The sequence below is a fragment of the Novosphingobium sp. NDB2Meth1 genome, from assembly GCF_900117425.1.
Classification (GTDB): domain Bacteria; phylum Pseudomonadota; class Alphaproteobacteria; order Sphingomonadales; family Sphingomonadaceae; genus Novosphingobium.
The window spans coordinates 383,596-407,923 of sequence record NZ_FPEH01000032.1; the positions used below are offsets into that span (position 1 = coordinate 383,596).

A 24,328-nucleotide genomic window follows, 5' to 3' on the forward strand; every position below is an offset into this window, starting at 1 on the left:
TCCGCGCAAGCCATCTCGATCCTCGGGCGGGCGGAGCTCTATTCCCAACATACTGCTGAAGCACATGAGGCCTTCAGGGTCTCGGGTCAGCTGGGCTGGCGCGATGGCATGACCCAGATCTACTGGCTTGATCAGGCGCTGCAGGACGAGAATTACAAGGTCGCGGCGGAGCGTCTCGATGCGTTGCTGCGGCAAGCCCCCACAGATGAGAACCGCGATCGCCTGCTTGCGGCGGTTGCTGCTACTGAAGCCGGTCGCAATGCGCTGTCCGACCGGTTGAAGTTGTCACCCGCTTGGGGGCGCACCATAGTCACGACGGTTAGCGATCTCCCGGCGGACCAGGTTTTGCAACGTACTGACCTGATGCGGCGCACCGGCAAAGGCGTGTGGGACTGCCCTACTTCCGAACTGATTACACAGCGGCTGATCAAGCTCGACATGATCCCGGAAGCCCAGGCGGTGTGGCAGCTGAACTGCGAGACCTCCGGCGCATTGATCTATGACGGCGGCTTCGATCATCTTGACACATTGCGGGAAGCCACGGCGTTCGATTGGAAACTATCCAATCGCGGCGATGCCGAGATCACGATCGTTGGTGACGCCGGCCATCGCAGCCTCGCGCTGGAAGTGACCGGTTCGGCAAGCCTTCCGATCGTACAGCAGACCGTGGTTTTGAAGCCGGGCCGTTATCAACTGCGGTGGAGAACGCCGGGTACAGACCCGTCGCAGGCGCGCGCGCTTCAGGTCTCGTTGGCCTGCGATGCCGATCTCGGCAAGGCACTGGCGGGCCAAGCAATTGACCGGCAGCCTGGCGTTTGGCGGCAGGAGTTTGTGGTCAATGACCAATGTGAGGTCCGGTTCCTGACCTTCTGGTTGGCGCCCCGCGCACCTGTCCGTCTCGACGACGTGAGCCTCTTGCTAGTTCGTTGACGCCTTGGCTGGCAGGCGGTGCATGGGGCAGCCGGTGCGGCTCGACCTGTTGTTCAAGTCCCGGATCGATCCGACATGCAGCAGTCCCGCTCGTGCCGCACATTCGCGTTATGCGGATGCGAAGTCCAGATTAGGCTGCGCGGCGCCATTTCTCCCTGCAGGAACTTGATATCTGCTCCTGCCGGAGTGCAGGTCATTTGCAACCCACCACGCGCTCCCGACGCTCAATCCCCATTGCTCCGGCACGCCAATCGGGAAGGTCAACTCGCAGCGAATAACCTATTTGGTTATTTGCCTTGCATTGTTGGAATTCATTTGGAACATACCCGGTAAGGATGGTGATTCTCCTTTGTGCCGGAAGTGCCCGGTACAACCGGAAGTGCCGCCCCGATGCGCCCCCATTTGCTCGGAGCAACCTATGCCAGACATAACCTTCACCACCGTGGGAAGCTTGCAAAAGCGACTTGTCGATATGGGTGACGATACCTTTGCGGAAGTCACCACTCAACCGATGCTCATGCCTGCAGCGTGGACGCCGACTGCGATATTCAATGGCCGGCTCTATCCCGACGTCGAAATCCAGATCATCGGAACACCTTCAACTGCCTACGTCTTTCAAGACAGCTTCGACGGCATCACCTTCAACGACTGCAACGCGTGGGACCGCAGCGGCCTCTCGCTCACCGCGATCACCGCCCCGGGCCGCTATCGCCTGCCGGGCAGTTGCTATCTCAAAGCACGGCAGGGTGCCGGCGCGACCGTCATGATCCGAGCCGGGAGCTGAACGATGAGCGTAGATGCGTTTGCGCGGCAAACCGCCGCCAAAGCTGCCGATCTTGCCTCGAATCTGCCTGGCAGGGGCAGCAGTATGGTTGCGTTGCCCTTTGGCGGAAGCGTATGGGACCTTGGCGGCGGATACCGCGACGCCGTGTTCGCCACGCCGCATGGCAGCGTTGAAGCAGCGCATGCCCGAGCGGTCGCGACGGGCAAGTCGCGCGTCATCGTGAACGGCATTGCCTGGGTTGCGGACGGGACGGTGACCACATTCAACGTGCCCATCGAGTTCATGGGTGGCGCCACGCTCTCAGCGAACGGGTTCGCACTGAATTTCACCAAGGGCTTCCGCGCCCATGACTTGGATCCGATCTTCAATGCGGCGGACGCAAGATTCCTGAAGTTTCCCCAGTGGCAACGGCTGACCCCGTTTCACTACGGCGCAAAAGGAGACTATGTTTCGACAGCCTCTCCGGGCACGGACGACGGCGACGCGCTGAACGCATGGGCGGCGGAACTGTGCTGGCGCGTTATGCCGCCCGCCGTGTTCGGGACGACCAAGACGATTTTCCTCAACGGCGATGTGACGGCCTCGGCCAAGTATGGCATCTTCGCGGAAGCCGGGGCCGAGATTGTCCAGCGCACCGACAATATCCCGGTGATGGCGTTCTATGGCGCGCGGGGCACGTGGCGGTTCCCCAAGCTCTCGTTCATGGTCCAGCAGCCCAACACCAACCGCAGCGCCATCGGGCTGCTGTGCGCGACCAATCCCGCCGGACCCGGCAACGGGTTCTACATGGCCAACGTGCCGCATCTGCATGTCAACCAGGCGGCCATCGGCGTGTTCTTTCCAAAGGCGATCAACAGCACGGCGGCGCTGGTGGCGGGAGCGGGATCGAACACTGTGAAGGTGGCCCATGCGCAGACCATCGCCAACGGCGGCTATCCGTGGGTGACGGGCATGTATGTCCAGATCTATCTGGACAGCGGCACCTATCACACGACGCGGATTACCGGCGTGGCAACGGACGTGCTGACACTGCGCGATCCGATCCCGGCAGGGCAGAATGTCTCTATCGGCAACCGCGTGGCGGTCAGCCCTTCGGCGCTTTCCGGCGCCGGCGCGACCGGCGCGAGCCCGGTGCGGTTTTCCAATACCTGGTCCTATGTCTTTATCGAAAACCCGTCGCAGTTCGGGTGGGTCTGCACCGGCACAGGCACCAACGACGTGTTCCTCAATCGCTATATCAATTTCCAGCCTGCGCCGAGCCAGTGGCAGCAGGTGCCGCAGGCGGTCTCTGCCATCTGGGAAGAGAACCGCAACGGCGACAAGCACGTGATGACGAATATCGAGCACTTCAATTTTTCGTCGCATGGCTGGTACGTGAATGCCGACAGCGTCGATCTCGGCTTCATCCACTTCGAGGCGAACCGCATGAAGTCGAACGCCACCGGCCTGATCGGCGGGCCGACGCGGAACCTCTCGGTCGATACCGTGCAGGTGACGTATTGCGCGTTTCTTTCCGAAGACCTTGCCGGGAACTCGGCGGGCATCTTCTGCCCGACGGCCGCCGCCGGCGCGACCCGGCTTGGCGCGAACAAGGGTACGTGGCGGGTGGGATGCCTTGATACCAATAAGAACTTCGTCTCCCCCGGCGTTGGCTTCATCGTGCGCGAGGCATCGAACAACCAGATCAGGGTGCGGTTCGAGAGCTGGCAGCTTTTCCGCGATGGCGGGTTCTATCCGACCGGCCAGCTCACGTCCTCGATCAACTGGTCGCCGGTCATTCCGAAGAACCTCATGCCCGAGAACACGGTGGCCTACCTGCTCGACGCGGACCTCACCATCACGGCGGTGCAATCCATGTTCCCCAGCAACAAGGGGCAGTACAAGGTAGGCAAGCTGGCCTACATGTGGCCGTCCAGGACGCCGACGACCGCGACGGCGGGCGTGTTCGATGATGCGGCTGCAACCACGCTCGTCTCGTCGGTCAACAACACGGCGCTTTCGGGGCTGACGAGCAAGACGGGAACGATCATCGAGCCCGCGCTGGCCGCAGGCGAGGCGACCAAGCTGCGCGCGGCGGGTTCGCGCATCTACTTCAAATGCAACGCCGCCGAGGCCGCACCGGCAGCCGTCACCGGCTCCAGCAGCTACCTGACCGGACGCGATGGCGGATCGGGCAACACCAACCTGGGCTTCATCAACTTCGGCGCGCCGCACGGCTTCAATGCGGGCGATGTGGTGACGATCAGCGGTTCGGTGACGGCGGCGCTGAACAGCACGCTCAAGATCGTGGACGTGCCGAGCGCGACGCAGATCGCGGTCTATGTGGACAGCGCGGCGGCGGTAGGAACGGCGGGTGCGCCCACAACCGATTCGGCCATTGCCGTACAATTGAAACCGACCGTCAACGTGTTCGCCCTGGGCGATGATTACGGGCTTTGACCGGAGTTAGCTCTGTTGGGCCAGCTGTCGCCAAGCGCACCGAGCAAGCGCTCGATCAGCTCAGGCGACAGCTAGTCCGGGCCTGATGTCTGGAACCACCCAGCGGTGCTGCCGACGGCCATCGTGCTCCTCTTCATCGGCGCTGCAATGCGTGATCTGATCTCGGCAAGCTGGATCGCTTTGAGTTAGACCTTGGGTGTGGCCACATAGTGGTCCAAGAACGCGCGATAGGCATCTGCAATGCCCTCCGCTAGCTCAATGCGAGGCGTCCAGCCCATTGACCGGATCCGGTCCCCACTCATCAGTTTCCGAAGAGTCCCGTCGGGCCGGGACGTATCGAAGCGAAGCGCACCATCGAAACCAACGATCTGACAAACCAGTTTGGCTAGTTCGGCGATAGAAATATCCGTGCCCGAGCCAATGTTGACGTGCTCCATATCGGAGTAGCTCTTGAGAAGGAACACGCAGCCATCCGCCAAGTCATCCACATGAAGGAACTCGCGTCGCGGCGTTCCGGTTCCCCAGATCTCGATAGAGTCTGCGTTGGCAGCTTTTGCTTCATGCGCCTTGCGGAGTAGCGCCGGCATTACATGGCTTGAAGCCAGATCGTAGTTGTCTCCTGGGCCATAGAGATTTGTTGGCATTGCCGAAATGAAATCGCAGTTGTACTGCCGCCGATAGGCTTGGCTGAGCTTTATGCCTGCAATCTTAGCTATTGCATACCATTCGTTTGTTGGCTCGAGCGGACCGGTGAGCAGCGCATCCTCGGGGATTGGCTGAGGGGCGAATTTTGGATAGATGCATGAAGAGCCGAGAAAGAGGACTTTCTGCGCACCATATTGGCGCGAGGCCTCGATCAAGTTAGCTTCAATCATCAGATTGTCGTAAAGGAATTCAGCCGGGAAGCTGTCGTTCGCCAGGATGCCACCGACCTTCGCAGCAGCGATGACCACAACATCCGGTGCGTTACAAGCGAACCAATCCCGCACAGCCTTCTGCTCGCGCAGATCAACAGACCTGTCGGCCGTCAGTATCTCACAGTTCTCAGCCCCTAGTCGGCGGACAATCGCAGAGCCGACCATGCCCTTGTGACCCGCAACATATACCCGTTTGCCAGTAAGATCGAATTGCGGCGAGTTCATTTATAGGTCCTTTGGATGGCAGGATGCAGTACGTCAGGTGCCCTTCAAGACCGGCCCGTCACGCATGGTTTCCAGATCGCTCAGCACCATTTCCCGCGCCAATTCCCGTGCCGTTGTTTCGTGCGACCACCCGAGCTTCTCGCGTGCCTTCGTGGGATCGCCGATCAGGAGATCTACTTCGGTCGGGCGGAAGTAGCGGGGATCAACTTCGACAACGCATTTCCCAGTTTTCTGGCAAAATGCCTTCTCTTCAACGCCTGAGCCAGAGAATGTCACAGGTATGCCTGCATCCTCGAATGCCCAGCGGACGAACTCCCGGACTTCAGTTGTCTCACCCGTCGCAAGAACATAATCATCTGGCTGGTCCTGCTGCAGCATCATCCACATGCCGCGAACATACTCGCGCGCATGGCCCCAATCACGCTTTGCATCGAGATTACCGAGGTACAGCTTGTCCTGCCTCCCCAAAGCGATGGCAGCAGCAGCCCGGGTAATCTTGCGAGTTACGAAGGTTTCGCCGCGCAGCGGGCTTTCATGGTTAAAGAGAATGCCGTTGGAGGCATGCATGCCGTAAGCTTCGCGGTAATTGACGACGATCCAGTAGCCGTAAAGCTTGGCCACACCGTATGGCGAGCGGGGATAAAACGGCGTCGTCTCACGCTGCGGAACTTCTTGTACCAGTCCGTATAGCTCTGATGTCGACGCCTGGTAGAATCGGGTCTTGCCTTCGAGGCCGAGAATTCGAATTGCCTCGAGGAGGCGCAAGGTACCTACCGCGTCGGCATTCGCTGTATACTCAGGCGTCTCGAATGAAACCTGGACATGGCTCTGTGCGGCAAGGTTATAGATTTCATCCGGCTGCACTTCCTGCACGATACGGATAAGGTTGGTGGAGTCGGTTAGATCGCCATAATGCAGATGGAACCGCTGGTGCTCAACGTGGGGATCTTCATAGATGTCCTCGATCCGCCCCGTATTGAAGGACGAAGACCGCCGCTTTACGCCATGAACGACGTAGCCCTTTTCCAGCAAAAATCGCACCAGATAGGCGCCGTCCTGTCCGGTCACCCCTGTGATAAGAGCGACTTTTTCAACACGCTCGTTCATGATCGCTCCACTCCTGATGCTGTGTGCATGTGCGAACTCAATAGCCAGATTGGACCAAGATTCAAAGTCATCTCTTGCGAAATTATTTCCTAGGAAATCCGTGTGATTGAATGAGAATCTTACTATTGCGCTGGCGGCCAGCTTGACCGCAGGGGCAATCACGTCCAACAGGGAGTTCCGGATGCGGTGCAGCATTGAGACGACTGGCTGCTTCGGAGCGCGCGTCGCGGCGCTAAGTGGTGCAGGCCGATCTTGATGGCCGAAACGTCTGAACTTGGGATCCGAGATACATGACGACCGACGTCCTCGCGAGTTACGAAGTGCTAGGGGTCCCCGTCTCTGTTGTAACCCCGCAGATCGCTGTCGAGCGCATCGAGAGCTGGGCCAAGGATCACGACGGTCGATTCGTCTGCATTCGCGACGTGGCCAGCCTGATGGCCATTGCAGACGATCCTGCTCTCAAGGATCTACATGCCGATGCGGCGATGATTACCCCTGATGGCACACCCATCGCATTGATCGGCAAACTGCGGGGCTTGCCGGTGCGGCGGACGTGTGGCCCTGATCTGATCGATGAGGTCATGCGCAGGTCGCCCGAAAGCGGTGTGCGACATTTCCTTTATGGCGGAAAACCGGGGGTTGCCGACAAGCTCGCGGATGTGTTCCGAGCGCGCTATCCGGGTGTGCAGATTGTCGGAACGTACTGTCCACCATTCGGGAATATCTCCGCTGAAGAGGAGGCGATGATCTGCCGGACGATCCGCACAAGTGGCGCGGACGTGGTTTGGGTTGGACTTTCGTCACCCAAGCAGGACATCTGGATGTGGCGTCATTACAAAGACTTACCACAAACGCTGATTGGGGTCGGCGCCGCCTTCGATTTCCACACCGGCGCAGTCGCACGAGCTCCGAAATGGATGCGCAACAACGGTCTTGAATGGGCTCACCGGTTTGCGCAGGAGCCTCAGCGCTTACGGCGACGTTATCTTGTTCTTGCGCCCTCTTTCGTGATCCGCGCGGCTCTTGCGGAACTTCGGCGCATCATGCGGCGCGTTCCAGTACGCTAACCACGTTCAAGACGTCCGCACCGTTCCGTTACTGCAAGACAATCGCTCTGCCTTCAGGCCAAGGTTACGACGCTCCAATCCCACGGTGCCACGAGAAAGCTGCCGGTTTGTGAAACGCTTGGTTCGGTGCGCTCGGCAGACTGAAGAACCGCCCTCGCAGGGGTAGCGAGCCGGACGGTCAAAGGCCGAGACTTGCTGGTCGGGTATCCGGGAATAAAATGAACAAGCGTACGGGTACCCGCACGGCGCACGACAGTCTTTACCCCCGCATTGTCAAGCGATGTGAGAGATTCGGTTGAAAAGAGATCAACGGCCTTCAAATCCGTGAACCGGGATGCATCAAGCAGAGGACCGATCAAACGGACAAAGCGATAAAGCGGCACCACCAATTCGGGATCCGCAGAGTATCGCGGTCCATCGGTCATATAGACATTGTAGGGGAAGATCATTGCCCCCCCCAGTGCGTGCACCGCGGCAATGGTTGCTCGGTTCAACCTTATGTCGCGCGAACGCAAAGTGACCACCTGCATCCAGCCATCGCGCTCGAATTGGCGGAACTTCTGCTGGAGGCGATCAAGGTCGGCTTCGTCCGATCCGATCTCGCACATGCCATAGTCGAACAGCGATGTCGGCGGGCTCAACGACATGTTGAAGTTATTGCAGGACATGACCACCACACGACCGGCCGCCGCATTCACACCCGCCCGCAAGGCCTTCACGTAATCGATGGTGCTTTCGGTCTGAAACTGCAACATGGCCCGTTTAAGGTCAAAACCTCGCACCGATGCTTTCCTGCGGCAGAAATTGCACCAGCATGCTCCGAAGGAAACGGCCTGTATCTGCCCCGCTGCGTCGTCATGCTGGATCCACTCTGCACCGGCCGCAAGCGCATTCCTGGCCCGCTCAAGCTGTAGCCGGAGGAAGTCGGGATTATTGACGCAACCCCAGTAGAGACCCTTTCCGCGCTGCCAAGGCGCCTCCAACAACCTCCCATTGCGATCGTTAGTACGTCCTGTGCGATATGTAGCAACAGTCGGAGAATCCTGGGGAATCATGTTTATAGCGCCACCAGCCCCGGGAATGCCGGATTGACGCAGATCGAAAAAGAACGTGCCACCATCAACATATGTCCAGTCGCATCGGGTGGCACCTGCCAGCTTTGCGAGAAACAGCCCTTCTGCGCTTGGCACTCGGGCTGACAAGATCACATCAGAGGGCTTTGGTCGACCGTACAAACCTTGGCTGGCAAATGACGAACGACTCAGCAACGCCGACGAAGTCATCGCTGTGATCGCCAGTCGCAGGGCTTGTCGTCTGGAGCAGTACAATCCATGGTTGACAGTCACGAATGCTCCACCTCAGTTAAATGGCTGGAATTAAAAAACCAACTCAAGTCTCTATGCAGTGAGATAAATTTTTAAATTTATATAATAAACTCGTTTGAAAACATTTATTTATACAAGATTCTATCGGAGAAATTATTTAAATATATAAATTGCCAAATTATTATCTTGCTATATTATCTCTATTCAAGTTTATGCGTTTTTGATACAAAATGATAGCCAACAGTAATCCACTAGGCAGAAGCGATGTCGTAGAATTGTATCCGGAGCTTAGTAGATTTGAAAACAAAAATGCTCCAAATAACTGCACTCCACGCACACCCATTAAAAAATACAATATCGCCGCAAAGACAGTTAGGCCCAAATATCCCATTCCGACAATAATGAATATCGACGCAGAAACGGCCGAATAAAAATCCGCCGAAAGACTTTGCCAATTATAAAGCAAACGCGTCTTATAGACCACGTATCTCTGCATATCATCTTGTGGCGTCGGCCCAAGTCCAACCAGAACCGACTGGTCGCCATCATAGAGATATCCGATTGGAATCAATAGTCGTTCATTGAGGCTGCCATCGCCACTGACAGCCCCCCTGCTGTCCAAAGCATTGGCGATGCGATCCGACTGGGTGTAGGAAACTGCAGCCGCCACCAGAGCCAGCAGAACACCAATCCCCACCAGCCTAAAGCCTATGGGCGCACGCTTGCGCCCTTTCGATCCGGTGCTGTCGGCCCTCAGGGTACGAGCAGCCTGCAACGCCATCGCCGGCAACGCAAAGAAATAAGAAACCGACCTGGTGGCGATCATGAAGGCCGCACCAGACCACAGCGAAGCCACCCCACCTTGTGTAGCGGCGATGAATGCAGCCATCATCAGACCGATGTATCGTGCGAAGTGCGACGGCTCTGAGAACATGCTCATCGGTCGGCCGCCGTAGAGTGTCAGTTCGCGGTCAAGCGAAATATTCGCCCAAGATACATTCGAGGGATAAAAATACTGCCTTATATTGAAAAACTGGGCGTAAAAAATTTGCTCGACTACGATAATTGCGAGAAATATCTGGGCAAGCCTGATGAAATATCGCTTCTTTACCTGAAGCGGTGCATATTCGAGCCACCGAAGAAAATATGTTCCAGCTGCAACCATTGTAATCAGGCCGAGACCTCCTTGCAGAAAAGACGTGATTTTTATGTTTCCTCGTATCAGTGCAAACATCGTTGCCGGTAGGAAAGCCAGAATATATGCCAACAAAAACAATAGCAGTTGTTTGTCAACGCGCCAACCGATCCTCATCAGCATGTAGAGTGTAAACGGAACTGAAAGCACTGTAATACGTGGAACGCCGAATACTTCCACCGCCGGGGTCGAAACCGTCAGAAGCGACATGATTGCGACGACAAACAGCGTCAGCGGATCTGCGCTACGTGAGGCCTGGCGCCGCGCGGATCCCACTTGGCCGACAGGCCGGTACCGTTGGCCCCGACCAGCTTGTGAGGCTGCTTTCGATGCGCTCATCGCCTTCATCATAACCGTCGGCTTGCTGTTCGTCATCAGGCGTCCTGCGTGTTTCGAGGGGTGATGTTCAAGGCGATACCGGTTCGCTCGCGCTGTGCCCCATCGTCGCGCTCACAGCTTCCTCCACCGTGCCGCGCTCGAATGTGGTGAGAGCCGACTTTCGGGAGATGTTGATGATCTGGACGCCGCGCTTGTCAGCCAGATCCCGGACGTACTGATACCCGCGCTCCATACCATCGATTGGGGCCGTGTTTACTACTTCACCCGGCTTGCGGTAGTTTGGGTCGAAATGATCGGCCGCGCCCGAGTGGGTGGATCGCTTGCCTGTCGCCACGAGGTTTTCGCCGCGATAGGAATGATCGATCCCGATCACGTAGACCCGCTTTGCACCGGCCCAGATGGCCAGCTCTATGTTGGGCACAGTGATCGTATAGCCCGTGAAGAATCCATTCATGGGGTCGAGGTCTTCGTTACCCGAAACGTATTTGCGCTCGCCCTCAGGATCGAGCAAGTAGCGCCAGGTCAGCTTTCTCGATCCGCGGCACATGAAGTGAAAGGCATCGGGCAGGAGAACCTGATCGAAATCTTCGTAATGCTCTGCCGGAAGTTTGTGCATGAGCAGCGAATCTCCGATCGTATAGAGCCGGGGACGCCAACTGGTGCGGGGGAAGAGCAGGTTGATCTTGTTTGAAGCGATAGCCGGAATATTCCCGAGAGCCTCAAGATCCTCCAGCCGGAGGGATGGACCGTTGCCGACCACCAGCCAGTTGTCGTACCCGGCCACTGCAGCGCGCAGTTCTGCCCAGCGCTGCTCGCGATCGCGATTGTAGACCGGATTGATCCGCCCATTCACCGGCCCCAGAATCTTCATCATCGGTAAGGCCTTGAGATAGAAACCGGCCATCAATCGCATTTGCTCGAGATTCATCGAGGGATCTCCGTGTTGATCATGCGGCATTCCCGCCCTAGCGAGACGGCCGATCTCCTGACTCATTCTGACCTTGGTCACGTACTCGACCAAATGATCTGTTGCGCAGCTGATGTTTGCCGACAAGGCCCAACAGGTGCTGCCTGAGGCTTGCATCCATAAGCAGTGTAAGGCCTGCATATAGCGAGATGGCAGCACCTGCCGCACCGGCTAGAACAACCAGTGGGGGCAAATGCAATGCGCCTTCGACCATTTGACCGACCAAGATGGCAGGCGCCACCGCCAGCACGATAGGCGCCATATTTCGCGCATAATCGCGCATACGAAACAGCGCCACTTTCGAAAGCCACCAAACTGCCAAGGGCATTACCAAGGCCGTGATCGCTAGCGACTGGACGACGGCGGCAATACCATATGGCGCAGCAACGACGATGCCGAGGCCCTGGAAGACACTGATGAACAAGTTCCAGCGCCAGGCGACGCTTGGCCGTCCCATCGCAGCAAACGTGGGAAACACATTCGCGCCAAGTGCCAAAATCATCTGTGAAAATGCGAGGTAGAGCAGTACCGTGCTTCCCGCTGCCCATTTGCCGCCGCCATAGACGACCAGAAACGACTTCGGTGCAGCGGCCAGCATCAACAATGGCGCATTGAGGCAAAAGTACGTAAAGCGCACTGTCTGCAGGAAGCTGGCGCCCACTTGTGCCGGATTGTCCCGCAACTGTGCGAACGTGGGGTAAATGACGTTGTTGATCATGCCCGAAAGCTGCGTGAAGACCAGTTGCACGATCCGCGAGCAGAAAACGTATAGGCCCACAACCTCGACTGATGCCACCCTGCCGATCAGGAGCTGCGGCATGTTGAGCCAAAGCGCCCCGGTGAGGCTTCCCAGCGAAAGGTGCACACCGACGGAAAGGATGTCTGCCAGATGTCGCATGCCGAAACGGTGCAGGCCCATAGGCAGGCCGACGAAGCGCGCGACGAGAAACACATAGAAGCCGATCAATCCCTGCAGCGCGAACAGCGCAAGCAGGCCCTGGCCTGCATAGGCAAGGAGCAGCGACGTTATCCCGGCGAGCACGACAGCCGCCGTCTGCACCAGCGCGAGCTTGGAGAACTGCAGGCTCTTCTGGGCCTGTGCCACATCGACGGCACCGAGACACATCAATGGCACGAACAGCGCACCGATCACCACCGCATGGCCCATGTCGGCCGAGTGATAGAACGCGGTCGCAAACGGGGAGACAACGATCAGGACAGCAGCGGTAATCAGACCGATCAGCAGTGACAGGAACTGTGCAGCTCCCAGATGGCCGCGCTCCATGTTCGGCACCGCAATGATCGACTGCGCTGCGCCGTTCAAACTGATGGTATAACCGAGCGAGGCGCCGGCCCAGCCGATCCCGTAAAGCCCCATCTCGGTAGCTGTAACCTGGCGGCTCACAAGCGCGAGCGCGCCGCCGGCGATCAGGATGCGTGCGGCCGTGCCGAGCGTTGACCAGCTCATATTCCGCACAAGGCCCTTTGCCTCGGACGAATCAAGACCTTTCGCAACGCCAAGGGCGGGTCCGCTCCGGTCAGTCACGCTCAATGATTCCTGTGAGCCCGGCACCGCGCAGGAGCGGGGCCGCAAGGCGGCAGAATGTCGCGTTGCCGCGCGCGCTCCAATGCGTGTCGTAGGGAAGGAAGTCGGAGAATCCGAACGCACTGCAGGGGAGCGCATGGGCCTCGACATGGGGTGCCAGCCGAACCCGGAAGGCATCCCAGAAGCGGTCGTAACCTTGCGCCAGCAGCGTCAGCCTCGGCGAGAACCCGCAGTCGGCCGCGAGTTCCTCCTTGATCGGCACCCGCAGCACAACAACCTTTTTGAAGCGGGTGAAGAGCTGGTCGAGGTGTCCTGCGACCGTGTCGAACAGCGCCTTGTTCTGGTCCAACTCGAGATGGCAGTAGGCTGCGTTGAAGAACCACGGTTCGCCATCGATCCGGGCGTAATGGGAGAGGCCAGAGGTGGCTTTGGCCCCTTCCTTGGCAAGCCAGCGCGGGATGAGCTTCAACGTGCTGGCGTGGTCTGCCTTCCAACGCATGATGCTGAAGATATCGCGCCCTTCGCGGTCTGCCGCGAGGTAGCCTTGCGCCGTTTTCCAGAGATTGGGATGATAGAGATACAGCAACGCATCGCCGCTGCCGGTGTAGACATCCTCCAGCAAGCGGATCTGGTTGAGCGGTCCAACTGGCATCGCCGCGTTGAACCACTGGCCGGACTCAAGTATCTGCTCGTACCAGTTCTCGCCATTGTCCACCGACAAGCCCATTGCGAAAGAAGTTCCCAGCAGGACTTGCGGCGCATCCGGCGCAGCGGGTCCACGCAGACCAAGCGCGTTGGAGCGGAAGCTGAAACCGAGCTCGCGCCGGTCAAGCGAAAGATTCGGGTGAAAACGGATGCCATGACGCGGATCGGAGGCGAGCAGGCTTAGCCAGCGCCTACCATTAAGCGGATTGGTAAAGTTAACCCGCCGCTGCCTGTTCGGCCACACCATCGCAGCCAGCCCCGAGACGACTGCCGCTCGCATCTTAATCGGCCAGAATTCCGTCGAGATTCGCCAGCGTGTTGGCATGCACATGCTCGACCGCCGAATGCAGGTTGTTGGCGTTGTGGCTGCCCAGCACCACGTTCGGCAGGCTGCGCAGCGGGCTGGTCATCGGCAGCGGCTCCTCCTCGAACACGTCGAGCCCGGCGCCGGCGATCTGCCCGGCCTGAAGGGCAGCGATCAGCGCGGGTTCATCGACCAGCGGGCCGCGGCCGACGTTGACCACGATGGCTTCGGGTTTCATCCGCGCCAGCCGCGCGGCGTTGACGATGTGACGGTTCTCGGCGGTCAGGTTGCAGGCGAGTGCGATGACGTCGGCCTCGGCCATCAATGCGTCGACGTCCATGAAAGTGACGCCCTCCATGTCGGGCCGCGCAGCCGCAAGCGGCGGATCGTGTGCAATGATCGTCATCCCGCAGCCCCGCGCGCGGCGGGCGATGCCCTGGCCGATCGCGCCATAGCCGATCAGGCCGAGCGTACGGCCGAACAGGCCCAGCCCGCGCGGCTTGGGCCATCCGCCGGCGCGGACACCCTGGTCGATCGCCAGCAGCGAGCGGGTTAGCATCAGCATGTAGCCGATCGCCACTTCGGCGACGGCTTCGGAGAAGGCCGCCGGACTGTTCTTGACCGGGATGCCGAGTTCGGCGGCGGCGGCAAGATCGATGCTGTCGAGCCCGGTGCCCCACTTGGCGATGCCCTTGAGCCGCGGCAGGTGCGCTTCGAGCACGGCCCGGGTGATGCGGTCATCACCGGCGAGCCAGCCATCGAACTGGCCAGCGAAGCCGAGGCAGGCTTCCTCGCTGAGGAACTGGTCGACCTCGGGAAACACCGGTTCCCAGCCGCGCGCGCGGATTTCCGCCTCGAAACGGGGGCGCTCGTTCAGCATCATGATGTTGGAGACGAGAATGCGCTTGGTCATCGGCTCGGCCTTACCCTTGTGCCGCGGCGAGCAGCGCCTCGGCCACGTCGAGATCGGTCTGCGTCTTGATCACGTGGCCCGAGATGGCGCTGACCGCGAAGAAGCCCACCGAACCGGCATAGGTAGCGGTCTGGCCTGCGGCTTTGGCAGCAAGGAAGGTCTCGCGGGTCCAGCCGGTGATCGACCAGGTGATGCGCTGCACCGGGGTCAGGTCCTGGCTGTTGGTCTTCTCGGCAAACGTGAAGTTGACCGGGACACCCTTGAACGCGACTTCGATCTGATCCTCGATGCACGAGAGCATCACGTCGTGCGTGCTGCCCTGCCACGCGACGACGAAATCGCGAACTTCGGCCGCGGTGAGCAGCGGGGCGATCGAGTGTACCTGCACAAGGCGCTCGCAGTCGTGGACGTTGAAGAACTCGGTCACGAAGTCTTCCGACGTGGCGTTGTTGTTGCCGAGCTCTTCAGGACGCTGGTGGAACCGGGCATTCTCGGCCTCGGCGATCGGCCCGAACTCGGCGTTTTCCGAGTTGACCCAGATTTCATCGAAGCAGCCGGCCTCGTGGCACTTGCGGATCGCCCGTACGATGAGCGGCACGCCCTGCAATTCGCGCAGGTTCTTCTTGGCGAGGCGCTGCGAGCCCATGCGGGCTGGGATCATGGCGATAGTCTTGCCCATCGGCGGTCAACTCCGGCTGGATCGAAGGAAAGGTGTGAGGATCGCGGCGGCCTCGTCCGCTATGGCAGGATGCACGGCGAGGCAGCGCTGCTTGGCGGCGGGACGTGCAGCATCGGCGGGATCAACCCACGCGCGATAGACAGCGCCTGCCTCCGCAGCGATCAGTCGGCCCGCCGCATCATCCCACAGACGCGCCTCGATCGAGGCATTCAGCGCGAGCGCGCCTTGCGCCACAGCGCAAAGCTGCAAGGCCTGCGATCCGAAATTGCGCAGCTTGCCGAAACGGCGGACCGCCCGGAAACCATCGCTGCCATCGAGCACATCGAGGAGACCGGTGGAGAGTGCCATCAACGATTGCGGCGCAGTGCCTGCCAGCGCAAGCCGCTGCCCGTCGCGCCATGCGCCTTGCCCGGCTTCGGCAGCATAGACGGTGCCTGAACCGATGGCGACGACGGCTCCGAGCAGGCTTTTGCCGTTTTCGACATAGGCGACCGACACGGCTGCGAAGGGCAGGCCGGCAATCCAGTTGCTGGTTCCATCGAGCGGATCGACCACCACCGCCCGCGCGGGCAGGGTCTCATCCTCGGCGATGCTTTCCTCACCCAGAACGGGGACGCCGAACATCGGTTCGAGCACGCCGCGCAAGTGATCTTCGAGCCGCCGATCCATGTCGGTCACGAAATCATGCAGGCTCTTCTGTTCGATCGCCTGCGGTCGTGCACCCGCTGCCATGCCGGCGGCTTCCGCGACAAGTGCGGTCAGACGGGCAAGGCTCGGGCTCGGGCTCGGGCTCATGCCTGGCCGCCTGCCTCTGGCGTCGGGACCAGATCCAGCGTGAATACCGCCTCCCCCGCGAAGGACAGGCCGATCGGCGTTCCGTCGCTCGGCAAGTCGATGCATGGTGTAATCCCGCCGGTCGAGATCCACTGCCCGCGTGCTAGCGAAACACCCTGGCGCCCCGCCTCGATGATGAACCCGCGCGCGGCTTCGATCGGACTCATCAGCAGCGCCTTCGGCGCGGTTGCCGCTGCGGCCACCACTCCATCGATCAGGATCGCGATCTCGCTGTCGATGGCGCTGTCGCGAATATTGTCGCGCGGCGGACCGAGAAACAGCGCGCCTGCGGCACAGCGGTCCGAAAGAAGCGCGGTCAGTCCGGCTTCCGGGATATTGACGATGCAGGAGTACGGCGCCTCCAGCGCGGGGGTCCACGCATCGAACAGCGCCGCAGATGGTGCGCTTGCTGCGACATCGACCGCATCGGCGGCAGCTATGTCGAGCGCAAGGCGGAAGGCTATTTCCGCTTCGGCCCGGAACACCGGCGGGGGCATGTGGGCCGGGCTCTGCCCCGCGACCCAGACTTCTTCACCATGCAGGGCGCCGAAATAGATCGTCTCGGTCACGAAGGTCGTGCGCGTACCGGCGGTCGTCGCGCCGAGCTTCCAGGCGGCAACAGGCTTGCCTGCCTGCCCGACCGTCTCGGCTGCCAGCGCGTAGGCGGCAGCCGGGTCAGCCGGCAGGTCGGCAGGCGCAAGTACGCGGCGCGCGCGCCCGGCCCGCAGCGCGAGGAGATCCCCAGGCGTCACGCGCTCGCTGCTTTCGGTCATTCCCCTGGATCAGAGTTCGTAGGCACGCGTTTCGTAGACCGGGCTGCCGATCATCAGGTCGATCGTCGCCGTGATCCAAATGCAATGCACGCATTCGACGAGGTTGTAGGCATCGCTCGGCACGTGGAACGCGAGGTCCGAAAGCTGCTTGAGCGGGTTGTTGGGATCACGGCCGGTGAAGCTCACCACCGGCAGGCCAGCATCGCGCGCAAAGCGTGCGGCGTTGACGACCGAGGGCGAGGTGCCCGAAACCGAAATCAGCACGACCGCATCTTCGGGCTTGCAGTGATGTTCGATCGCCTTGGCCATCCAGTGGTCGTAGCCGAAGTCGTTGGCGAAGCAGGTGATCAAGTTCGGATCATGGAAGGTCATCGAACGAACCTTGCCCTGCTTGGTGAAGTCGACCGCGCCGTGCTCGGCGGCCGAGGCGCTCGCACCGTTGCCCGCGAACATCTGCTTGCCGCCGGCGTCGCGCACGCGCGCTGCGAGATCGCGGTATTGCTCGATCAGCGGATAGACTTCAGCCGGGAAGGCAAGCCGCCGATAGTCCTCGAAATAGGCGTCAAGGAACTCTTTGCTCATGGTGGTCACTCCTTCCGGTAATCGGCGCCGCGCGGCAGGGCCGCGATTCAGGCCAGCTTGGCGTTGAGGTCGGTGTAGAGCAGCTCGGAATCGAGGCGCTCGTTCTCGTAGATGCGGTCGATCAGCTCCATCACTTCGAGCGCATGGGCAGAGCTGCCCGCAGTGATCGGCAGGCCCTTCTCCACGGCATCGAAGAAGATCCGCATTTCTTCGTCCCACGAGGTATCGATCTCGTAGGTGAAGCGTTCCTCGTCTTCCCAGTGCGCAGCCGGAGCTTTCGAGCGGTTGGTCGCGACGACAAGCTGCTCCTGCCCATAGGAGTTGCTCGACGTCTTGAGCCCGTTGAGGACCATGTAGCCCCGCTCCATGAACACTTCGAGACTGAACAGGTGGCGCCACTGGGTCATCGTCGAATGGAGCGAGGCAACGAGGCCGGTCTTCTTGTTGCGCATCTGCGCGAAGACATTGTCTTCGATGCCGGGCTGATGCCAGTAGACGCTGGAGACCATCGCCTGCACTTCGTCGAACCCGCCGCCGAGGTGGAGGAACAGGTCGAGCATGTGGATGCCCTGGTCGATCAGAATTCCGCCGCCCGAGAGGCCCTTGTCCGCACGCCAGCCCTTCAGGAAGTCGGCATCGACCGATTTCCCGTAGCGCCCGCGCATCCACAAGATCCGCCCGTACTGCCCGCTGTCGACCAGCCCTCGCATGTGCTTCACCGCACCATGATGGCGGTGGTTGAAGCCGTACATCAGCTTGGCCTTGGTCTGGCGCTCGACTTCGCGGATATCCCGAACGTCCTGACCGGTCAGTGCCGGCGGCTTTTCGCAGAACACGGCCTTTCCTGCCCGCATTGCGGCGATGGTGACCGGCTTGTTGTAGACGTTGGCAGTCGCGATGAAGATGATCTCGATTTCCGGATCGGCAACAAGCTCTTCCCAGTCGTCATAGAGCCGGATGCTGTCGGGCAGATCGGTCGGCTGGGCAAAGGGATCGTGCACGGCCACAACGACACCGCGCCCGGATGCCTCGATCCGGTCATGCCGCAGCCGGCCCATCTTGCCGTACCCGATGATTCCAACCTTGATCATGCGAAACTACTCCGAAGAATCCGACCGCCGCGCATCACGCGCAAGCGCCACATGGGTGTATCGATCCGCGCTGCAGTTCCAATTGCCTCGTTGAAGAGCGGCCACATTGGCGCTGCGCGGTATGTGCCGAAAAATTTTGCAGAATCATGACGAAATACGGATCTCTGCCCCCTGCCTCGTCTATCGGTGGCGCTCGTCACCCCGGCTGCGAGACCGGGCGGAAATGTGCCGACTCCGACTGAAGGCCATAGTAACGATCTCCACCCAGACCACTGCCCACCGACACGGTGGAGTCTGCAGCACGGAACCTATCCGATATATGTCTTGTGGCATATTGCATTGCACAATGGCAAGCAAAATAGAACCAAGCGTACTTAGGCAATGTACGTATTTCTCTCACGCCGGGAGTGGCGTCGCCGAGCCTTGCGAACTGCGCTCCAAGCATCGCTCGGGGTTAGTTTTTCGGAACCGAAAAGCTGCCGCTGACCCGGCCCCCGCTACGCGTTGCCCCCGGCTCGCCGGCTGTCCCGGAGGGAGACACTGCACCGCCGGATGAACGACCGTCGATGTTCGAGATGCCCGTGTTGAGATCGATCACCAGACGCCCGCCATTGAGGGTATCGGTCCCGCGGCGCAGAGCTACATTGCCGACCATCGTGATGATCTTGCGGTCGAAATCATAGACCGCGACATCGCCGCTGGCGCGTTCGTTGCCGCGAGTCACGATCACGCCCCCGGTCGCGTCGATCCGCTGGATCTGCAGCGAACCGGCATCGGTATAGGCAACTGTCGTACGTGCCGCGCGCAGGGTGAGATCGGCCTGGGTGATATCGACATTTCCGGAGAGCACGACACGGTTCTGCTTGTCCTGCAGCTCGATCCGGTCCGCAGCATAATTGACCGGCGCCTTGCTGTTGTGCGCCGCAATCGCCTGCGCGCCAAGATGCTGCGCTCCGGCTACCAGCGCGGCGCTTGCAGCAAAACCGATCGCGAACGATCGCAGCGGCCGCGCTTCCTTCAAGGCTTCGATCAGCTTGGTCATTCCATCGCCATCAGGGCATCTTCAGCTTGCCAGGTTCCATCGTCAGGCGGGCGTGGCCCTCGAGCGTGATCGTCCGCGCTTCGAGATCAGCGTCTATCCTGTCGGCGGAGAAAGTGCCAGCGGGAATGCGCCCCTCCGCCCGGCCCCGGCTCACCAGCATGCGCTTGCCGATGTCGATGTTCGCACCGTCGGTCACCATGCGATAGCCGTCCGAGGTCTCGAAATTCACCGGAGTCGGCACCGCGATCTTCTGCTTGGCGAAATCATAGATCCCGGCCCCGGTCGTGAGGCTCGCCGGTCCATCGTTCAGCAGCACCCGCGCGGTTATGTCGCGCATCTCGACCTCGTCGCGCTTTTCCGAATGCTGCACTGCGCTGCCGGCGGTTACGGAAAAGTTCCGCCCGGCGTCGTCTTGCCCGCGATACAAGGCGCTTACCACCCGCAGCCGGTCATTGACCATCGCCACCTTGTTGCGGTCGAGCAGGAAGCTGATGTCTCCACGCGGAGAAAACGGTGCAATCACGAGCACCGCGAGAAGCGCGCCAATCAGCGACGGCATGCCGACCGCGACCAGACGCACCATGCGATCGTGTAGACCTCCAGGCGCCGCGAATTGCTGGCGACGACCGCGCAGAGTGTCCGCCTTCTGCGTCATCGTGCGTGTTCTCCGGTGCAGATCACGGGCATGCCCTCATTCGTGGCTGAAGATATCCCGGTCGGCCCAGCCCCCAATGTCGAGCAGCGACCGGGTCGGCAGGAACTCGAAGCAGGCCTGCGCCACTTCGGTGCGCCCCTCCCGCGCCAGCCGCTCCACAAAGATGCCGTGCATGGCGTGGAGATAGCGCACGTCCGAGGCAGCGTAATCCTGCTGCGCGTCGCTCAGCGTCGGCGCGCCCCAGTCGCTTGATTGCTGCTGCTTGGAGATCTCCTTGCCCAACAGTTCGCGCACGAGTTCCTTGAGCCCATGCCGATCCGTGTAGGTGCGCACCAGCTTGGACGCGATCTTGGTGCAGAACACCGGCGCAGCCATGACCTTGAGATAGTATTGAATTGCCGCCAGATCGAAGCGCGCGAAGTGGTAGAGCTTCAGGCGCCCCGGATCGGCGAGCACCGCGCGCAGGTTCGGCGCAGCATAATCGCTCCCCGCCGCGAAGCGGACGAGATGCTCGTCACCCTGACCATCGGAAATCTGCAGCAGGCAGAGCCGGTCACGCGCGGTGACCAGCCCCATCGTTTCGGTATCAACAGCAACCGGACCCGGGGCGAGCACGCCTGCGGGCAGGTCCTCTTCGTGAAGATAAACAGCCATCCGTTGCGCTTAGGCTTTCGTCGCAGTGGCGGCAAGCGGGGGAATCGGCTCCGACGGCGGACTTATGTCCGTCCAACGCTGCTATAGTGCCATCCGGCCGCGCGCACCTCGTCGGGATTGTAGACATTGCGCAAATCGACGAGCACTTTGCTGCGCACGAGTTGCCCGACACGATCGAGATCGATGCCTCGGAAGGCGTCCCATTCGGTCACGAGCACCACAGCATCAGCACCGGTGACCGCTTCGTAGGCGTTTCCGACCATGGTGACTTGCGGGATCAATGGTGCAGCGGCTTCCATGCCTTCCGGATCGTACGCCACGATCTCCGCGCCAACATCGAGCAGCGCCTGCACGATCGCGATCGAGGGCGCATCGCGCATGTCATCGGTATTCGGCTTGAAGGTGAGGCCCAGCAGCGCAATCTTCCGCCCGCGCGGTTCCCCGACTCCGGCGTCTGCCATTGCCTCGATGACCTTGCGGCCCATCGCCCGTTTGCGGCTGTCGTTAACCCGCACCACCGCCTCGACGATGCGTACCGGGCTGGCAAAATCCTCCGCCGTCTTGAGCAGCGCCAACGTGTCCTTGGGGAAGCAGCTGCCGCCATAGCCCGGCCCGGCGTGGAGAAACTTCGAACCGATGCGGTTATCAAGTCCGATGCCGCGCGAAACGTCCTGCACGTCCGCCCCGACCTTTTCGCACAGGTCCGCCATCTCGTTGATGAAGGTGATCTTGGTCGCAAGAAACGCGTTGGCGGCGTACTTGATCAGCTCGGAACTGCGGCGGCCAGTGAACAGCAGCGGCGCCTTGTTGAGGAAAAGCGGGCGATAGACCTCGGACATCACGCCGCGTTCCCATTCGCCCTCGGCGCCGACGACGATACGGTCGGGCCGCTTGAAATCGCCGATCGCGGCGCCCTCACGCAGGAATTCGGGATTGGAAACGACGGCAAACTGTGCGTCTGGCGCGCGCTCGCGGATGATCCGCTCGACTTCATCGCCCGTGCCGACCGGGACGGTCGATTTGGTGACGATCACTGCCGGATTGATCAGGTTGTCGGCAATCTCCTGCGCCACAGCATAGACATATGACAGGTCCGCGTGGCCGTCGCCGCGCCGCGAAGGCGTCCCGACTGCAATGAAAATCGCCTGGGCATCCTTGATCGAGGCCGGAAGATCGGTCGAGAACGTGAGACGCCCGCCGCGCACGTTGGTGGCGACAAGTTCGGCAAGACCGGGCTCGTAGATTGGCATGATTCCGGCACGAAGCCGCTCGATCTTGCTCGCATCCTTGTCGATGCAAACGACATCGTGACCGAAATCGGCAAAGCAGGCACCCGAGACGAGCCCGACATAGCCTGAACCCACCATTGCGATCTTCATGCGCGTATCCTCGAAACTGGGCTCCGCCCGTTAGCAATCCGCCCGGTGCCCATGCAAACGGTATTCCCGATGGGCCGCTGGAACGCTAACGCTGCGGCTTTATGACAAGCAGCTCCATCCCGGAAACCTGGCGCCCGTCGCTCGAACCCGTCCTTGCCAGCCGCCCGCTGCGCACCCTCGGCGGCTTTCTCAAGGCCGAGGAGGCAGCGGGCAAGACCATCTATCCGCCCGCCGGCACGCGGCTCGCCGCACTCGCGCTGACACCGCTGCCTGACGTGCGCGTGGTCATTCTCGGGCAGGATCCCTACCACGGGCCCGGCCAGGCGCATGGGCTTGCCTTTTCGGTGCGCCCGGGTGTGCCGGTGCCGCCTAGCTTGCTCAATATCTTCAAGGAACAGGAAACCGATCTTGGTCTGCTACGCCCAATGCACGGCCACCTCGAAAGCTGGGCGCAAGGCGGCGTGCTGCTGCTGAACACCGTGCTCACCGTCGAGGCGGGCCAAGCCGGCTCGCACCAAGGCAAAGGCTGGGAGCTGTTTACCGATGCCGCGATCCGCGCCGTGGCCGAGCGCGGCGCGCCATGCGCGTACCTCCTTTGGGGCAGCCATGCGCGCAGCAAGGCGCCGCTGATCCGCGAAGCAAGCACTGGCCCGCAGCTGATTCTGGAAGCCCCGCACCCGAGCCCGCTCTCGGCGCACCGTGGCTTCTTTGGATGCCGGCACTTCAGCAAGGCCAACGCGTTTCTGCAAGAACAGGGCACCGCCCCGGTCGACTGGCGCTTGCCGGCCTAAAGCCAGCCGATCCGGCGGAACCGCCAGAGCAGTCCGCCGCAGATCACGATGATCAGCCCCCAAACCATTGCATAGCCCCAGCGCCAGTGCAGTTCGGGGATGTTGTCGAAGTTCATCCCGTAGATGCCGGCAATCGCCGTCGGGACCGCAAGGATCGCAGCCCAGGCCGCGAGCTGGCGGGTGATGACGCCCTGCCGATGCTGTTCGAGCAGGCCTGCCGTCTCGACCGTCACCGCCAGCGTTTCCTTGAGGCTCTGCATCCGCGCCATTGCCCTGCGGACGTGATCGAGCACGTCGCGGAACCAGATTCGTGCGGAAGGATCGATCACCGGGAGGTCCGCCTCGGCAAGGCGTTCGGTCAGTTCCTCCATCGGCCCGATGATCCGCTCGAACCGCCGAAGCTCGCGGCGAAGGCGGAAGATGCGGCGGATCGTGGCGGGATCGGGGAACTGGTCGATCGCCGCTTCCTCGATCGCGTGCGCCACTTCCTCGAACTGATCGGCAATCGGAAGATATCCGTCGACGATGAAATCGAGCACGGCGTGGAGCACGTAGTCCGCGCCCTCTGCAAGATGCTCGGTATCCGCTTCGAGTGCCCGGCGCAGATCGGCATGCGCGCGGGCCGAACCTATCCGCACCGTCACGATGAACTGGGCGCCGAGGAACATCGAGGTCTGCCCGTAGGTGATCGTATTGCCGCCCGGATCCATCATCGCGGTGCGCGCCACGACGAAGAGCTGCTGGCCATAGAGATCGACCTTGGGCAGCTGGCGCGGATTGAGCGCATCCTCGACCGCCAGCGGATGGAGCCCGAACTGGCGCGCGACCCGCGCCATTTCCTGATCGGTGGGATCGCAGAGGCCGATCCAGTCGAAGCACCCGCGCGGCAGAGTTGCCTCGGGTGCCGGATCGCCCGTCAGCGCCAGATCGGCCGGATCGGGCTTCCCCTCGGTATAGCGGCGCGCGGCGATGATCGGCATGGCGTTCCTTCTGTCGCGGCGCCCCGGAAAGTGCAATCATCTGCGTTTAATCATCCAGTGAAACAGACTGGCAATCGTTCCTCCTGCTGCTATCATGCATGTCAA

General features: G+C 60.9%; 23 protein-coding genes. 5 read left to right on the forward strand and 18 right to left on the reverse strand.

Going from position 1 to position 24,328, the window contains the following annotated elements; genetic code table 11:
- The first annotated feature begins 108 nt into the window (after nt 1-108).
- From NDB2M1_RS20005 to NDB2M1_RS20015, 3 genes are all read left to right on the forward strand, one after another.
- The gene (locus NDB2M1_RS20005) at nt 109-930 is read left to right on the forward strand and encodes a hypothetical protein (RefSeq protein WP_171955457.1); all 822 of its coding nucleotides are present in this window, start codon (nt 109-111) and stop codon (nt 928-930) included.
- Between the two features lie 472 nt (nt 931-1,402).
- Entirely contained in the window at nt 1,403-1,714 is a 312-nt protein-coding gene (locus tag NDB2M1_RS20010) for a hypothetical protein (RefSeq protein ID WP_072384506.1), read from the forward strand.
- 84 nt (nt 1,715-1,798) lie between these two features.
- Nucleotides 1,799-4,153, forward strand: coding sequence for a hypothetical protein (locus NDB2M1_RS20015; RefSeq protein ID WP_143146846.1), 2,355 nt, complete (start codon nt 1,799-1,801; stop codon nt 4,151-4,153).
- 185 nt (nt 4,154-4,338) lie between these two features.
- Here the strand turns inward: NDB2M1_RS20015 and NDB2M1_RS20020 are convergent, their stop codons facing one another.
- Nucleotides 4,339-5,295, reverse strand: a complete 957-nt coding sequence (locus tag NDB2M1_RS20020; RefSeq protein ID WP_072384508.1) for a GDP-L-fucose synthase — start codon at nt 5,293-5,295, stop codon at nt 4,339-4,341.
- Nucleotides 5,296-5,328: 33 nt separating this feature from the next.
- Nucleotides 5,329-6,402, reverse strand: a complete 1,074-nt coding sequence (gene gmd, locus NDB2M1_RS20025) for a GDP-mannose 4,6-dehydratase (protein WP_143146847.1) — start codon at nt 6,400-6,402, stop codon at nt 5,329-5,331.
- 290 nt (nt 6,403-6,692) lie between these two features.
- On the opposite strand from gmd, the gene NDB2M1_RS20030 reads away from it, so the two are divergent.
- Nucleotides 6,693-7,469: a WecB/TagA/CpsF family glycosyltransferase gene (locus NDB2M1_RS20030; RefSeq protein ID WP_072384509.1), complete on the forward strand. Its 777-nt coding sequence runs from the start codon at nt 6,693-6,695 to the stop codon at nt 7,467-7,469.
- Between the two features lie 53 nt (nt 7,470-7,522).
- Here the strand turns inward: NDB2M1_RS20030 and NDB2M1_RS22255 are convergent, their stop codons facing one another.
- The 15 genes from NDB2M1_RS22255 to NDB2M1_RS20105 all read right to left on the reverse strand — a co-directional run bounded on the left by NDB2M1_RS22255 (nt 7,523) and on the right by NDB2M1_RS20105 (nt 22,452).
- Nucleotides 7,523-8,815 (reverse strand): hypothetical protein, encoded by a 1,293-nt coding sequence (locus tag NDB2M1_RS22255; protein ID WP_143146848.1) that lies wholly within the window; start codon nt 8,813-8,815, stop codon nt 7,523-7,525.
- A gap of 160 nt (nt 8,816-8,975) precedes the next feature.
- Nucleotides 8,976-10,364 carry a hypothetical protein gene (locus NDB2M1_RS20040; RefSeq protein ID WP_143146849.1) on the reverse strand — a complete coding sequence of 463 codons (1,389 nt, stop codon included), beginning with the start codon at nt 10,362-10,364 and terminating at the stop codon, nt 8,976-8,978.
- Nucleotides 10,365-10,395: 31 nt separating this feature from the next.
- Nucleotides 10,396-11,256: a hypothetical protein gene (locus tag NDB2M1_RS20045; RefSeq protein WP_072384512.1), complete on the reverse strand. Its 861-nt coding sequence runs from the start codon at nt 11,254-11,256 to the stop codon at nt 10,396-10,398.
- A gap of 37 nt (nt 11,257-11,293) precedes the next feature.
- Nucleotides 11,294-12,763: an oligosaccharide flippase family protein gene (locus NDB2M1_RS20050; RefSeq protein WP_072384513.1), complete on the reverse strand. Its 1,470-nt coding sequence runs from the start codon at nt 12,761-12,763 to the stop codon at nt 11,294-11,296.
- Between the two features lie 70 nt (nt 12,764-12,833).
- Nucleotides 12,834-13,826 (reverse strand): alginate O-acetyltransferase AlgX-related protein, encoded by a 993-nt coding sequence (locus NDB2M1_RS22755; protein WP_171955458.1) that lies wholly within the window; start codon nt 13,824-13,826, stop codon nt 12,834-12,836.
- Between the two features lies 1 nt (nt 13,827).
- A complete protein-coding gene (locus NDB2M1_RS20060; protein WP_072384515.1) occupies nt 13,828-14,763 on the reverse strand; it encodes a phosphoglycerate dehydrogenase in 936 nt (311 codons plus the stop codon).
- A 10-nt stretch (nt 14,764-14,773) separates the two neighbouring features.
- Nucleotides 14,774-15,442 (reverse strand): acylneuraminate cytidylyltransferase family protein, encoded by a 669-nt coding sequence (locus NDB2M1_RS20065; protein WP_072384516.1) that lies wholly within the window; start codon nt 15,440-15,442, stop codon nt 14,774-14,776.
- A gap of 6 nt (nt 15,443-15,448) precedes the next feature.
- Nucleotides 15,449-16,237: an inositol monophosphatase family protein gene (locus NDB2M1_RS20070; protein WP_171955459.1), complete on the reverse strand. Its 789-nt coding sequence runs from the start codon at nt 16,235-16,237 to the stop codon at nt 15,449-15,451.
- Nucleotides 16,234-17,049 carry a hypothetical protein gene (locus NDB2M1_RS20075; protein ID WP_072384518.1) on the reverse strand — a complete coding sequence of 272 codons (816 nt, stop codon included), beginning with the start codon at nt 17,047-17,049 and terminating at the stop codon, nt 16,234-16,236. Before NDB2M1_RS20075 ends, NDB2M1_RS20070 begins: the two co-directional genes overlap by 4 nt.
- 9 nt (nt 17,050-17,058) lie before the next feature.
- Nucleotides 17,059-17,631: an SIS domain-containing protein gene (locus tag NDB2M1_RS20080; RefSeq protein WP_072384519.1), complete on the reverse strand. Its 573-nt coding sequence runs from the start codon at nt 17,629-17,631 to the stop codon at nt 17,059-17,061.
- 47 nt (nt 17,632-17,678) lie between these two features.
- Nucleotides 17,679-18,722, reverse strand: coding sequence for a Gfo/Idh/MocA family protein (locus NDB2M1_RS20085; protein WP_072384520.1), 1,044 nt, complete (start codon nt 18,720-18,722; stop codon nt 17,679-17,681).
- Between the two features lie 454 nt (nt 18,723-19,176).
- A complete protein-coding gene (locus NDB2M1_RS20090) occupies nt 19,177-19,764 on the reverse strand; it encodes an LptA/OstA family protein (RefSeq protein WP_072384521.1) in 588 nt (195 codons plus the stop codon).
- A gap of 10 nt (nt 19,765-19,774) precedes the next feature.
- On the reverse strand, nt 19,775-20,419 hold the full coding sequence (locus tag NDB2M1_RS20095; RefSeq protein WP_072384522.1) for an LPS export ABC transporter periplasmic protein LptC: 645 nt from the start codon (nt 20,417-20,419) through the stop codon (nt 19,775-19,777).
- 36 nt (nt 20,420-20,455) lie between these two features.
- Complete coding sequence (locus tag NDB2M1_RS20100; RefSeq protein ID WP_072384523.1) at nt 20,456-21,073, reverse strand: ribonuclease D; 618 nt, start codon at nt 21,071-21,073, stop codon at nt 20,456-20,458.
- Nucleotides 21,074-21,135: 62 nt separating this feature from the next.
- The gene (locus NDB2M1_RS20105; RefSeq protein WP_072384524.1) at nt 21,136-22,452 is read right to left on the reverse strand and encodes a UDP-glucose dehydrogenase family protein; all 1,317 of its coding nucleotides are present in this window, start codon (nt 22,450-22,452) and stop codon (nt 21,136-21,138) included.
- A 101-nt stretch (nt 22,453-22,553) separates the two neighbouring features.
- Here NDB2M1_RS20105 and ung point away from each other — a divergent pair, with 101 nt between their 5' ends.
- Nucleotides 22,554-23,243 (forward strand): uracil-DNA glycosylase, encoded by a 690-nt coding sequence (gene ung, locus NDB2M1_RS20110; protein ID WP_072384525.1) that lies wholly within the window; start codon nt 22,554-22,556, stop codon nt 23,241-23,243.
- On the opposite strand, the gene NDB2M1_RS20115 is transcribed toward ung, so the two are convergent.
- Complete coding sequence (locus NDB2M1_RS20115; protein ID WP_072384526.1) at nt 23,240-24,223, reverse strand: magnesium and cobalt transport protein CorA; 984 nt, start codon at nt 24,221-24,223, stop codon at nt 23,240-23,242. The genes ung and NDB2M1_RS20115 overlap by 4 nt on opposite strands.
- Between the last annotated feature and the right edge of the window lie 105 nt (nt 24,224-24,328).